The 13302-nt window shown below is 62.0% G+C and carries 12 protein-coding genes and 2 pseudogenes; 9 read left to right on the top strand and 5 right to left on the bottom strand.

Annotation, left to right across the window (positions count from 1 at the left end; genetic code table 11):
• Positions 1–61: 61 nt before the first annotated feature.
• Complete coding sequence (locus tag P3T21_RS37500) at positions 62–637, bottom strand: SOS response-associated peptidase (RefSeq protein ID WP_429260900.1); 576 nt, start codon at positions 635–637, stop codon at positions 62–64.
• Between the two features lie 266 nt (positions 638–903).
• Here P3T21_RS37500 and P3T21_RS37495 point away from each other — a divergent pair, with 266 nt between their 5' ends.
• Both P3T21_RS37495 and P3T21_RS37490 read left to right on the top strand, forming a co-directional pair.
• The gene (locus P3T21_RS37495) at positions 904–1206 is read left to right on the top strand and encodes a type II toxin-antitoxin system HigB family toxin (protein WP_169491228.1); all 303 of its coding nucleotides are present in this window, start codon (positions 904–906) and stop codon (positions 1204–1206) included.
• A 5-nt stretch (positions 1207–1211) separates the two neighbouring features.
• Entirely contained in the window at positions 1212–1568 is a 357-nt protein-coding gene (locus P3T21_RS37490) for a helix-turn-helix domain-containing protein (RefSeq protein WP_168788769.1), read from the top strand.
• Positions 1569–1959: 391 nt separating this feature from the next.
• On the opposite strand, the pseudogene P3T21_RS37485 reads toward P3T21_RS37490, so the two are convergent.
• Both P3T21_RS37485 and P3T21_RS37480 read right to left on the bottom strand, forming a co-directional pair.
• Positions 1960–2469: pseudogene (locus P3T21_RS37485) on the bottom strand (formyltetrahydrofolate deformylase); the annotation flags it as partial.
• Positions 2470–2635: 166 nt separating this feature from the next.
• A complete protein-coding gene (locus P3T21_RS37480) occupies positions 2636–3547 on the bottom strand; it encodes a choline sulfate utilization transcriptional regulator (protein WP_429260899.1) in 912 nt (303 codons plus the stop codon).
• 154 nt (positions 3548–3701) lie between these two features.
• Between P3T21_RS37480 and betC the strand changes: the two genes are divergently transcribed.
• From betC to P3T21_RS37465, 3 genes are all read left to right on the top strand, one after another.
• Complete coding sequence (gene betC, locus P3T21_RS37475; RefSeq protein ID WP_429260898.1) at positions 3702–5240, top strand: choline-sulfatase; 1539 nt, start codon at positions 3702–3704, stop codon at positions 5238–5240.
• 76 nt (positions 5241–5316) lie between these two features.
• Positions 5317–6249: a choline ABC transporter substrate-binding protein gene (locus P3T21_RS37470; protein WP_429260901.1), complete on the top strand. Its 933-nt coding sequence runs from the start codon at positions 5317–5319 to the stop codon at positions 6247–6249.
• Positions 6250–6546: 297 nt separating this feature from the next.
• Positions 6547–7689: a porin gene (locus tag P3T21_RS37465; protein WP_429260897.1), complete on the top strand. Its 1143-nt coding sequence runs from the start codon at positions 6547–6549 to the stop codon at positions 7687–7689.
• A gap of 69 nt (positions 7690–7758) precedes the next feature.
• Here the strand turns inward: P3T21_RS37465 and P3T21_RS37460 are convergent, their stop codons facing one another.
• Positions 7759–8718 (bottom strand): GlxA family transcriptional regulator, encoded by a 960-nt coding sequence (locus P3T21_RS37460; protein ID WP_429260896.1) that lies wholly within the window; start codon positions 8716–8718, stop codon positions 7759–7761.
• A gap of 374 nt (positions 8719–9092) precedes the next feature.
• On the opposite strand from P3T21_RS37460, the gene P3T21_RS37455 reads away from it, so the two are divergent.
• From P3T21_RS37455 to P3T21_RS37440, 4 genes are read left to right on the top strand one after another with little or no spacing between them, the layout of a single operon-like run.
• Positions 9093–10043 carry a choline ABC transporter substrate-binding protein gene (locus P3T21_RS37455; protein ID WP_429260895.1) on the top strand — a complete coding sequence of 317 codons (951 nt, stop codon included), beginning with the start codon at positions 9093–9095 and terminating at the stop codon, positions 10041–10043.
• 38 nt (positions 10044–10081) lie between these two features.
• Complete coding sequence (locus P3T21_RS37450; RefSeq protein ID WP_429260894.1) at positions 10082–11011, top strand: 3-keto-5-aminohexanoate cleavage protein; 930 nt, start codon at positions 10082–10084, stop codon at positions 11009–11011.
• A 45-nt stretch (positions 11012–11056) separates the two neighbouring features.
• A complete protein-coding gene (locus tag P3T21_RS37445; RefSeq protein WP_429260893.1) occupies positions 11057–12022 on the top strand; it encodes an L-carnitine dehydrogenase in 966 nt (321 codons plus the stop codon).
• Between the two features lie 31 nt (positions 12023–12053).
• Positions 12054–12545 carry a thioesterase family protein gene (locus P3T21_RS37440; RefSeq protein WP_429260892.1) on the top strand — a complete coding sequence of 164 codons (492 nt, stop codon included), beginning with the start codon at positions 12054–12056 and terminating at the stop codon, positions 12543–12545.
• Between the two features lie 208 nt (positions 12546–12753).
• Here P3T21_RS37440 and P3T21_RS37435 read toward each other — a convergent pair.
• Positions 12754–13218, bottom strand: a pseudogene (locus P3T21_RS37435) (IS6 family transposase); the annotation flags it as partial.
• Positions 13219–13302 lie beyond the last annotated feature (84 nt).

Here is a 13302-nt window from a genome sequence, read left to right as displayed (position 1 = left end):
CAGGATGGGCCGAAGTTAACATTGACTCCACCCGTTTACAAGCGAAAACACACACCGTCACCTACAGACTTGTGGGTAATCCTGAGCCCTGAAGGACGGGGCCTGTCGCGCTCTTGGTCAACACAAGGGGCCGGCGATCGTGCACGTCGAGCATGCCGCTTTCCGCCGGCGCCGTCACCAGGACGAAACCAAAGACGATGCCGGGTGCCGCGTCTTGCGCGGGGGCGTCGGGACGCGCACTGCTCAGCCCCGCAAAGTACACCGGAGGCCCGGAGTTGGCCTGGATGAAGTAGGGTTGTTTCTTGCCGGCCATCGGCAACCATTCATACCAGCCGTCGGCGGGGACAATGACGCGGCCGGACTTGAACAGCGCTTTCCATGTACTCGACGTCGCGTTGTCGAGGCGGGCATTGATCATCATCGGGATCTTGCGCGCGACTGCCCAGGCGGGACGGAAGCCCCACATTTCCAGTCGCGGGCCGTCCGGTCCAATGACCGGTTGCCGGGTGCCTGGCGAGACGTTCCAGCTCGGCGCGAAAATCTCGGGATGCCCGCTGAACCGCGGATCGTTCGCGTCGGTCATGAGGGGTTCAACGTAGAACAGGTCTTTCTGCCCACGGGAATAGCGACCGCACATGGTGTGCTCCTGTCAGCCGGAAGCCGACAGGCTACTGCTTTTCCCGCGATTGCTGTCTGCGCCGCGTGTGTCCAATCCGTCGCCGACTCGCGCGGCCGGCATTTTTCCGAGGAACGCGGACTTCATATCGCGCGCGAAGCGATTTTCGGCCATATGTTCGCAAACCTGATCGGAATGGAGGTCGAAACGGCGGGTGTTCCGAGTTCAAGGACCGTGCCCGAGGTTTGACACTTGCCTTAGTCCCAAAATGGGACTAAGATGCATCAATGCGAATCATTGCGAAAAAAGTCCTCCTGGCTTTCTGCGACAAGCATCCGATCGCGCGGCAGTCGCTGCTGGCATGGCATGAGGAAGCGGTAAAGGCCGTCTGGATGACGCCGCAGGACATAAAGGCCAGATATGCGACCGCGAGCTTTGTTGGCCGAAACCGTGTGGTATTCAACATCAAGGGAAACGACTACAGGCTGATTGTTGCGGTCGCGTATCGCATCGGGGTCGTCTACATCAAGTTCGTCGGAACGCATGGTGAGTACGACAGGATTGATGCTGAAACCGTAGAACTGGAGTGACCAAGATGGAAATCCGTCCAATTCACAACGAACACGATTACAAAGAAGCCTTGCAGACAGTATCTGGCCTGGTCGACGCCGACCCGGCTCCCGGCACTCCGGAAGGAGACCGTTTGGAGGTGTTGGCCACCCTGGTGGAGCGTTATGAAGCTGAGCACTTTCCGCTCGATCTTCCCGATCCCATTGAGGCCATCAAGTTCCGCATGGAGCAGGCCGGACTGTCTGCCAGCGACATGCAGCCGTATCTTGGCAACCTGAACAGAGTCTACGAAGTGCTCAATCGAAAACGCGGGCTAAGCCTTGCCATGATTCGCCGTCTGAATCGCGAGTTGAAGATTCCAGCCGAAGTACTCATCGCCTAGGAAAAGAGGAAAGCAATGCGTCTAGTCGGATTTCTTCAGCGTGTCTCGATGGGCGCTTGCGCGATCGGAAGTATGACGGTGCATCAGGAATACGTGTGTGAAGATTGCCAGCACGAATTCACGGCACTCTTTGCTTTGGTTGGTTGCTATGCGGGTCACCCCGACCTGTAGGAAGGAAAAGCAGATCAGATGAACTCGCTCGAACTTGTTTTTTGGATCACCGCGTTTGTGGTGCTGGGCGTCGCGTTATACGTGTGGAACGACCGTTTCCGTCGCGTGCCGTTGGCACAGTTTGGAGTGGACAACGTTCAGCGAATCGGAACGTGGGAATCCCCGGAGTGGCGCGACATGATTTGGTCGCGTGGATGGATGACCAGCGCGGAGTGGCGGGAGATTCAAACAGATCAAGCATCTGCGCTTCCTGCGAATCCCGCGTCTCCGCGCTGACAGGCAGATGCCAGAACGGCAAACCATGCTGAACTGCCAGAGGCTCGAAGTCAGGATGATTCGACCCAATCCCCACGATGTCCATCTTCAACTCACCCATGCGCCAGCGAAACAGCAGATCCGCCAGGCAATGTTCAAGCTTTGACACCATGATCAAGACCTTGGGCCGCGCGGCGATATCGTGGATAGCCCAGTTCATGCGGAAGTCCGCGGCGATCGGGGAAAACTCGCGCCGCAGCGCATCGATATGCAGCGTGGCATCGGACGCAACTCCGACGCCGTGAAAAACACACCGCACGAAGAACCGGGAACTGATGTCGTCGTCGAAAACGGCAAGTTCATCGATATAGCAGTGATGCCGGTCGAGAAAGCCGACTACGGCGGCGACCTGACCCGCCGCGCTGGGGCAGTCGAGCGTCAGGGCGAACTGGTGGGGGCGATCGGTAGCAGGCATGCGGGTCCTTGATTCAGTATGGAATCCGCACGCAGGCGAAACAACGGGAGCGCGCGGGATGCTGAACTAGACCAGTCCAGATTCCGCGCGAATAGAATCAATGCGCCGCGCCCATGGTATCGACGCGTCAGCGCCCTGGGCGGGCGCAGCAATCCGTCATGCCATGTCAGGCCGCCTCGGCGCATTCCTCGAACAGCCAGCGGCGAAAGAGCGGTACGGCAGGCGCCTCGGGACGCGCCAGCGGGCATACCAGAAAGTAGCCGCGCGTGGTCACAACCGGCGCGTCGAGCAGCCGCACCAGTTGCCCGGTTGCAAGCAGATCGTCAGTCAGTGGCGTCCAGCCCAGTGCGACGCCCTGATTCATCAACACGGCATGAATCACCAGCGCATAGCTGTTGAACGTCATGCCGTGCTGGTCCGCCGGCGGCGACAGGCCCTGCGCCGCGAACCAGCCATTCCACGCCAGCCAGCGCTCGGGTTCCGTCGGTTGCAGATGCAGGAGCGGCAATTTCGCGAGATCCGCGGCGTGCGACACGTCGGGGTGTGCATCGCGAAAGGCCGGCGTGCAAACCGGCGCGACCTCCTCGCGGAAAAGCCGGGTGGACGTACAGGGCGCCCAGTTGCCGTCGCCGAACGCGATCGCGATGTCGGCGTGGTCCCGTTGCGGGTCGTAGCCAGGCTGCGACGTGATGATCCTGACGTTGACGTCGGGCATCAGATGCTTCAGGCGCGTCAGGCGCGGCATCAGCCAGTAGGTCGCGAAGCCGAAGTCGGTCAGGATCGTCAGTTCGCCTGTCGCGCGGCGGGTGCGGATATCGGCCGTCGCCACGCGAATGGTGTCGAGCCCCTGGCGCACGGCCTCGAAAAGGCGGGCGCCGTCGGGGGTCAGCGTGACGCCGCGATGTCCGCGTTCGAACAGTGGCGTGCCGAGATCGGTTTCCAGTTGCACCACCCGCTGGCTGACGGCAGGCTGCGTCGAACCCAGTTCGCGCGCGGCAGCGGTGAAGCTCGCAAGCCGTGCCGCCGATTCGAATACCGATAACGTCTGCATCGGCGGCAGTCGATCCTGTCTCGGCATAAGTCCCCCTTATGGGTCTATAAGCGTTCAGCGCCTTCACACCGCTTTATTAAGCGGCAATAGTGCATACACCTGTGCTCACCCGTGGCTACGTCGCCAGTCAAGCCGACGACAGCACGCAGGGCAATCCCGACGATTTTAATCGACCCAGTCCATGAGCCTTAACACAAAGCAGAATATCCTTATCCTGATGGCGGATCAGATGACGCCGTTCGCATTGCGCTCATACGGCCACCAGGTCGCGCTCACGCCGCGCATCGACACACTTGCCCGTGAAGGCGTGGTGTTCGATTCGGCGTATTGCGCGAGCCCATTATGCGCACCTGCGCGTTTTTCGATGCTGGCGGGCAAGCTCCCGTCGAAGATTGCCGCCTACGATAACGCCGCCGAATTTCCGGCGCAAACCCTGACTTTCGCGCACTACCTGCGCGCAGCCGGATACCGCACGATTCTGTCGGGCAAGATGCATTTCTGTGGCCCCGACCAGCTGCATGGTTTCGAAGAACGCCTGACCACCGACATCTATCCGGCCGATTTCGGCTGGGTGCCCGACTGGGACCGGCCCGGTGAGCGTCCGAGCTGGTATCACAACATGAGTTCGGTGCTGGATGCGGGCCCATGCGTGCGCACCAACCAGCTCGATTTCGACGATGAGGTGACGTTTACCGCGCGTCAGAAGCTCTTCGACATCGCGCGCGAACGGCAGGCCGGCAAGGACGACAGACCGTTCTGCCTCGTTGCGTCGCTGACGCACCCGCACGACCCGTACGCGATTCCGCGTCAATACTGGGACCTCTATCGCGATGAAGACATCCATCTGCCCAAAACCTCGCTGAGCTACGAGGACAGCGATCCGCATTCGCGCCGACTGCGTCACGTGTGCGAAACGGACCGCACGCCGCCGACAGAGCAACAGGTGCGCAACGCGCGCCACGCCTATTACGGCGCACTGTCATACGTTGACGCACAGTTCGGCGCCATTCTGGACGCGCTCGACGACACGGGCCTCGCCGACGACACCATCGTGATCGTTACATCCGACCACGGCGAAATGCTCGGCGAACGCGGCCTCTGGTACAAGATGACCTTCTTCGAGGGTGGCGTGCGTGTGCCGCTGATCGTTCACGCACCGGGGCGCTTCGGTGCGCGCCGCGTGGCGGCGCCCGTGTCGCATGTGGACCTGCTGCCCACGCTCGTCGAACTCGCGACGGGCACGCGCGGCACCCGCTGGCCGGACCCGGTCGATGGCCGCAGCCTCGTGCCACATCTGCGCGGGGAGGGTGGTCAGGGCGAAGCAATCGGTGAATATCTGGCGGAAGGCGCCATCGCCCCGATCGTGATGATCCGCAACGGTGACTACAAGTTCATCCACTCGCCCGTGGATCCCGACCAGCTCTACAACCTCGCCCGGGATCCGCAGGAGGTCCATAACCTGGCAGGAGATCCTGGCGCCGCGCAACCGCTTGCGGCATTCCGCGAGAAAGTGGCACGCCGCTGGAACCTTCCCGCGCTGCATCAGGACGTACTCGCCAGCCAGCGGCGCCGGCGCTTTCATTTCGAAGCGACCACACAAGGCCGCATCCAGTCGTGGGACTGGCAGCCGTTTGCCGATGCGAGCCAGCGCTACATGCGCAATCACATCGAACTCGACACGCTGGAAGCGATGGCGCGCTTCCCACGCGTTACACCTTGACCTCAATCTGTCACGACAAGACTGATCGACCCCGGAGCCGGCCATGAAAAAATGCTGGACATTCCTGTTCTCCCTGATGCTCGCCGCGGCGTGCGGCATATCGGCCGTCGCGGCTACGTCCGTCGCGGCCGCAGAGCCGCAGAGCTGCACCCAGGTGCGCATGGCCGACCCCGGCTGGACCGATATCGACGCGACCAACGCCGTCGCTGGCGTGTTGCTCAAAGCGCTTGGCTATCAGCAGAGCGTGTCGAACCTGTCGGTGCCGATTACCTATCAAGGCCTCAAGAAAGGGCAAATCGACGTGTTCCTCGGCAACTGGATGCCGGCGCAGGGACCGCTCGTGAAGCCGTTTGTCGACGAGCATTCGATCGACGTGCTGCACGCGAATCTCACCAATGCGAAGTTTACGCTTGCTGTTCCCGACTATGTTGCGGCTGCCGGCGTGCACTCGTTCGCCGATCTGATGAAGCATGCTGACGAGTTCGGCGGCAAGATCTACGGGATCGAACCGGGCGCGCCGGCTAACCAGAACATCAAGAAGATGATTTCGGACAAGGCGTTCGGCCTCGGCAACTGGTCGCTCGTGGAGTCGAGCGAGACCGGCATGCTGACCCAGGTGGAACGCGCGGTGCGCGACCACAAGTGGATCGTATTTCTCGCGTGGGAGCCGCATCTGATGAACACGAAGTTCCATCTGAACTACCTGTCCGGTGGCGATGCGTACTTCGGGCCGAACTATGGCGGTGCGACGGTCAACACCGTGACGCGCGCGAGCTTCGCAGACCAGTGCACAAACCTCGCGCGCCTGTTCCAGCAGATGACGTTCAACGTCGACCTCGAAAACCAGATCATCACGAATGTGCTGCAAAACAAGGTAGATCTGAACACGGCGGCATTGCACGCGCTGCAGGCGAACCCTGAGATGCTGAAGACCTGGCTCAAGGGCGTGACCACGGCGGCCGGCGCAGACGGCCTGCAGGCCGTGCATGCGTCGTTGGGCATCCACTAGCTTCGCGCGCCAACTTCCCTCTCAGGCGAGCGCGACACCTGTGTCGCGCTCGCTGCCTTGCGGCATCCCGTCGCGTTTCTACACGTTGTCGTAATCGGACCAATCGACGTCGCTTGCCGTCGAGTTACGGGAAATATGAGCTTGTACTGTGCCTTACTGTCGCGCGAACGGTGGTTCACGCGATGAGCGCCTGACCGGATGCTTCATGGTCAGCGCGTCAGTCAAGCAAGCTCGGATGGTTCCGCGCCATTGCGTGGAATCCTCTTCCCCAACCGACAGGCAAGAGAGAAACACACAATGAGAAGACTGAATGCCGCAGCACTCTCCGGCGTCGCGCTTGCGCTCGCAAGCGTGCCAGGCGTAAGCGAGGCGCAAAGCAGCGTGACGCTATACGGAATCATCGATGCAGGGATCACCTATGTCTCCAACACCGGCGGCTCGCACGTCATCAAGTTCGATGACGGCGTTTCGTACGGCAACCGTTGGGGTATCAAGGGTTCGGAAGATCTCGGCGGCGGTCTGTCTGCGGTGTTCGTGCTCGAAAGCGGTTTTCACCTGAGCAACGGCCAGCTTGGATTCGGCGGCTCGCTGTTCGGGCGGCAGGCGTATGTCGGCCTGAAAAACGACTGGGGTACGCTGTCGTTCGGTAACCAGCTCGACATGACGGAAGAGATGGTCTACTCGTACAACATCTCCGCATGGGCGAGCGGCTATGCGATCCACCAGGGCGACTTCGACCGCTTCAACGGCGACCGTCTGCCGAACGCGGTCAAGTTCCTGTCGAACGAGTTTCACGGCTTCATGTTCGGTGGCATGTACTCGTTCGGCAACATCGCGGGTAATTTCCATGAGCAAAGCGCCTGGAGCGTCGGCGCGCACTACGCTAACGGGCAATTTACGGTCGGTACGGCCTACACGCAGCTGAACGATCCCCACGGTATCTATGCGTTCGATCCGTACGCGATGATCGGCGTACACACCTTCCTCGGCCAGCCGACGGTCAGCGTCGATCCCGCAACGGGCGCCGTCACCAGTCTCTATTCGCAAAACCCGTTCCCGGTCGACAAGCAGGGCACGTTCGGCATCGGTTCCAGCTACGCGATCGGCGACGTCACGCTGATGGGCAACTTCACGTACACGACGATCAAGGGCCTTGGCCAGTCGTCGCACATGCGGGTGGCCGAAGGCGGCGCGGACTGGCAGGTCACGCCGGCCTTCAGCGCGATCGGCGGTTATCAGTACACGAACTTCGAAGGCCATCACTGGAACCAGGTGTCGGCCGGGCTGCACTATCTGCTGTCGAAGCGCACTGACGTGTATATTTCGGGTGACTACCTCAAGGCATCGAGCGGCGTGGACGCGGTGATCGGCTATAGCTTCACGCCATCGTCGACCACCACGCAGGCCGACGTCCGCATCGGTATGCGGCATTCGTTCTAAGGTTGCATCGAGGGAAGGTGAACCGGCGCGTGTTGTGCCGGTTCGCATCATGATCCGGTCGACGCCGGCTTAGCTGCCCGGCGGCCGCGACGATGCGGACCGATCGCGTCGTGGGCTCGCGCCAAACCGCGCCCGATAGGTGCGTGAGAAATGCGACGGCGACTCGAAGCCACACGCGACGCAGACCGATGTGATCGACATGTCGGTCTGTTGCAGCAGCTCGCGCGCACGGGTGAGCCTTAGCTGCAGATAGAAATGCGTCGGCGTGTCGTTTAGCGCCGAACAAAAGAGCCGTTCCAGATGACGGCGCGTCACGCCGATTTCCTGTGCGAGTTCGTCGGGCGCGAGCGGGTCTTCCATGTGCTGCTCCATCGCACCGATCACCTGGATCAGCTTCGGATTGTGCACGCCATAGCGCGCGGCGATTTCCATTCGCTGATGGTCCGAGCGCTGCCGGATCCGGCTCAACACAAACTGCTCCGATACCTCTGATGCGAGCGCATCGCCATGACTGCGGGCGATCAGGTCGAGCATCATGTCGATCGAGGCCGTGCCACCCGCGCACGTGATGCGCTGCGTGCCGATTTCGAACAGTTCCTGGCTCGCCTGCAACGACGGATAGCGCTCGCGAAACGCGGACAGCGCTTCCCAATGCAAGGTGAGGCGATCGGCCTGGCGAAAGAGATCCGCTTCGGCCAGCACGAAGCTGCCCGTATCGATGCCGCCGAGCGTCGCGCCTACGCGGTCGAGCCGCTTGAGCCAGTCGCCGAGCGCGCGCGTGTAGCAGGCGAGCGGCTCGAATCCCGCCACCACGAAAACCGTGTCCGCCTGCGCGACATCGGCGAACGCGGCCTCTGCGTTCAGCGAGATGCCGTTGCTTGCGCTCACCGGCGCGCCGTCGGCGCTCAGAATTTGCCAGCGATACAGCTCGCCGCGAAACCGGTTCGCGACGCGCAGCGGCTCGACCGCCGACATGAAGCCGATCGCGGAAAAGCCCGGCAGCAGCAGAAACGAAATGTCTTGAGGCATCGGGTGAGCAACGTGTGTGACGCAGGGTATTCCGCCCTGGTCCGTGGGCGTCTTCCGGACCACGCCAGGGGCAGACGCACCATGAAAAGTGCCGCTGGGGAGTGCGCCGAGGGTAGCAAGCGGCGCGCTCTGCGGCAAGGCCGTCAATATTCGCGTGACGCCCGTGCCGCGGGCTTTCGGCGCGCCATGCTGGTTTTCCCTCATGGTCGCACGTGAGCAAGAACGGGTCGCTGGCGGTCGCTTTGGGGACAATATGGGGCTGTACCTTTTACCTCATGCAATTTGTCTTACGGTGTCGAGGGATGTCCAGGTAGCCGCCCGTCGTGCGGCCTGATTCGAAACACGCCGAATAGCGTGTCAGAGAGGGGATCGTCATGAAGTTACGCGTCAAAGCCTTATCCGCTGGTTTCAGTTGTCTCGTCAGCCTGCTCGCGTCACCGGTTTTCGCGCAGGACCCGCCGGCCTGTCGCGCGGTGCATTTTGCGGACATCGGCTGGACCGATATCACGTCGACGACGGCGCTTGCCACGACCGTGTTCGAAGGCCTCGGCTATCAGCCGGTGACGACCGTCGCTTCGGTGCCGATTTCGTTTGCGGGCCTGAAGAGCAGGCAGCTCGACGTCTCGCTCGGCTACTGGTGGCCGGTGCAGGAAAAAGCGATTCAACCGTTCGTGCAGGCCAAGGCGATCCAGGTGCTCGAACCGCCGAATCTCTCCGGCGCGAAAGCGACGCTCGCCGTGCCGGGCTATGAGTATCAGGCGGGCCTGAAGACTTTCGCCGATATCGCGAAGCATCGCGAGGAACTCGACGGCAAGATCTATGGCATCGAGCCTGGCAGCAGCGCGAACGCGAAGATCCAGAAGATGATCGACACGAACCAGTTCGGGCTCGGCGGCTTCAAGCTGATCGAATCGAGCGAGGCCGGGATGCTGGTGACAGTCGAGCGTGCGATCCGCGACAAAAAGTGGGTGGTCTTTCTTGGATGGGAGCCGCATCCGATGAACATCCAGTTCAGCATGAACTATCTGTCTGGCGGCGACGATGTGTTCGGTCCTAACTATGGCGAAGCGCGCGTGTACACGCTGACGTCGCCGGATTTTCTGCAGCGCTGCCCGAACGCCGGCAAGCTGGTGACGAATCTGCGCTTTACGACGCAGCTAGAAAACCAGGTGATGCAGTCGGTGATGAACAAGGAAAAACCGGCCGAAGCCGCAAAGGCCTACCTGAAGAAGAACCCACAGGTGCTCGACGCATGGCTCGCCGGCGTGAAGACCTATGACGGCAAGGACGGCCTGCCGGCTGTCAAGGCCTACCTCGGCCTCTGAACGAGCGCCGATCCGATCATCGAAGAGGACATGTACGCATGAACTACGAAGTCATCGTAACCGCCGCGGTCACGGGCGCCGGCGACACCGTCGGCAAGCATCCGTCGATTCCGGTCACGCCGAAACAGATCGCCGATGCAGCCATCGAAGCGGCAAAGGCTGGCGCGACCGTGGCCCACTGCCACGTGCGCGATCCGAAGACGGGACGCGGCAGCCGCGACCCGAACCTGTATCGCGAGGTAGTCGATCGCATCCGCTCGGCGGATACGGACGTCATCATCAATCTGACGGCCGGCATGGGCGGCGACCTTGAGATCGGACCGGGCGAGGATCCGATGCGCTTTGGCGCGAACACGGATCTGGTCGGCGGCCTGACGCGTCTTGCGCACGTCGAGGAACTGCTGCCGGAAATCTGCACGCTCGACTGCGGCACGCTCAATTTCGGCGACGGCGACTACATCTACGTGTCGACGCCCGCCCAGTTGCGCGCTGGAGCCAGGCGCATCCAGGAACTGGGCGTGAAGCCGGAGCTGGAAATCTTCGATACCGGCCATCTGTGGTTCGCAAAACAGCTTCTGAAAGAAGGGCTGCTCGATGCGCCGCCGTTGTTCCAGCTGTGCATGGGCATTCCCTGGGGCGCGCCCGCCGACACGACCACGATGAAGGCCATGGTGGACAACCTGCCCGCCGGCGCGCAGTGGGCCGGCTTCGGCATCGGCCGCATGCAGATGCCGATGGTCGCGCAGGCGATGCTGCTGGGCGGCCATGTGCGCGTCGGTCTGGAAGACAACATCTGGCTGGATCGTGGCGTGCCCGCGACCAACGGCACGCTCGTGCAGCGTGCGGTCGAGATCATCGAACGGCTCGGCGGCAGGGCGCTCACACCCGCCGAAGGGCGCCGCAAGCTTGACCTGCCGGCGCGCGGTGAACGTCAGCTTGAACGTCGTGAGATGGCGCAATTCGCCTGAGCACGATGCGTACGTAAAAACCATCTGAATGAAGGGTTTTCATTAATGGCAGTGATCGTCGATATCAGGACATTTGCGGCAATCGGGGCGGGGGTGATCGGCAGCGGCTGGGTGGCGCGCGCACTCGCGAACGGACTTGATGTGCTCGCATGGGATCCCGCGCCCGGCGCGGAAAAGCAGTTGCGCGATAACGTCGCCAATGCATGGCCCGCGCTCGAACGCGTGGGGTTGAAGGAGGGCGCTTCGCAGGCACGCTTGCGCTTCGTCAAAACGATCGAGGAGTGCGTCGCTCACGCGGACTTCATTCAGGAGAGCGCTCCCGAGCGCGAAGACCTGAAACTCGCGCTCCACGAGCAGATCAGCCGCGCGGCAAAGCCGGATGCGATCATCGCGTCGTCGACCTCGGGGCTCCTGCCCAGCGATTTTTACGCGCGTGCCGAGCATCCGGAACGGTGCGTCGTTGGGCATCCCTTCAATCCGGTGTATCTGCTGCCACTCGTCGAAGTGCTCGGCGGCGAGAGGACGGCGTCTGCGACGATCGACGCCGCCATCCGTATCTATCGCTCGCTCGGCATGCGGCCGTTGCGGGTGCGCAAGGAGGTGCCGGGTTTTATCGCGGATCGTTTGCTCGAAGCGTTGTGGCGCGAGGCGCTCCACCTCGTCAACGAAGGCGTCGCGACCACCGGCGAAATCGACGATGCGATCCGCTTCGGCGCGGGCATCCGCTGGTCGTTCATGGGCACCTTCCTGACCTATACGCTCGCGGGCGGCGACGCCGGTATGCGACACTTCATGCAGCAGTTCGGGCCAGCGCTCGAGTTGCCCTGGACGAAGCTCGTCGCGCCGCCGCTCACCGACGAACTGATCGATCGCGTCGTGAACGGCACCGCCGAGCAGGTGGGGCCACGCTCGATTAAGGCGCTCGAGCGCTATCGCGACGACTGCATCACGAGCGTGCTCTCGGCGATCGACGCGGCGAAGGCGCGGCACGGCTTGCGGCCGGAAGAGTGAGCGAATCCGCACACAGGACAAGGGAGACGACATGCCGGACAACGCGCCGCTGACGGTGTACCGCGATGAGGTCCGCGCCGAATGGGTCGATTACAACGGTCATTTGCGCGACGCGTTCTACATGCTGATTTTCAGCTTCGCGACCGACGCGCTGATCGACCGCATCGGCCTTGACGACGCGGTCCGCAAATCACGCGGCCGGTCGATCTACACGCTCGAAGCGCACCTGAACTATCTGCACGAAATGAGGGAAGGCACGCCGGTGCGGGTAGACGTGCGGCTCGTCGCCCACGACGCGAAGCGGCTGCACATCTACCTCGAAATGTTCGCGGACGACGGCGCCGAGCCCGTCGCGGCCAGCGAGCAGATGCTGCTGCATGTCGACACGGGCGGCCCGAAGGCGGCGCCGTTCGACGCCGACATCGAGGCGCGCGTGCGGGCGTTGGGCGACGCCCATGCGGCGTTGCCGCCGGGCGCCTGGCAGGGGCGGGTGATTGGGCTGCCGTCGAAGGCGCGCGGCTAGGTTCTGGCTGCGCTTCCGCTCACACGGTATCCGCGGTACGCTGCGACGCAGGAGGTGCTGCCATGCTGGAACCTGAGATCGCGGCGTTCGTCGCCCGCGCGAATGCGTTCTATCCCGACAACACGGCGTCGCTGCCGACGGTCGAACAGCGGGCTCTGGTGCAAATAGGCAGTTTTGACGAGATTTCTGATATGAGCAGGATACCTTATCAAGCAGAAAGGACGGAATTCCAGACAGCGGGCGCGGCAGTGTCTTTGAGTCGCAAGCTGGTTAGCGAGAATTGCCCTTTGCGAATGCGATGCATCAACTCGATGCCTGCGAGCGTGATCGCGGCGCTCCTGAAACGTTTGAAGCCGAGCATGACGCTCGTCCGGAACTTGATGTAGCGATGGTCCTGCTCGATCAGATTATTGAGATATTTCGAGGTTCGGATCTTCGTGTCCTTGGGCAGTAGGCCATCATCCTTCATCTCGCGCACAGCGCGGTGTGAGGCTGCATAGCCATCGAGCGTGATGGTCTTCGGCGGCTGGTCCTGATGTTTGATCGCCTTTCTGAAAAAGGCTTTGGCCGCGGCCACGTCGCGCTTTGAGCTGAGCATGAAGTCGACGGTCTGGCCGGCCCGATCAACCGATCGATAAAGGTAAACCCACTTGCCGCGAACTTTCAGTGGAGTAAGAAACAGGGCGTAGTCGAACTATTTCCCTGTTTCTCCTCCCCGAACCGGACGTGCACCTCTCAGCGCATCCGGCTCTCCATT

This window comes from Paraburkholderia sp. GAS334 (genome assembly GCF_050436625.1).
GTDB lineage: Bacteria > Pseudomonadota > Gammaproteobacteria > Burkholderiales > Burkholderiaceae > Paraburkholderia.
Note: the sequence above shows the minus strand (reverse complement) of the source record. Positions and strands in the feature narration are given on the sequence as shown.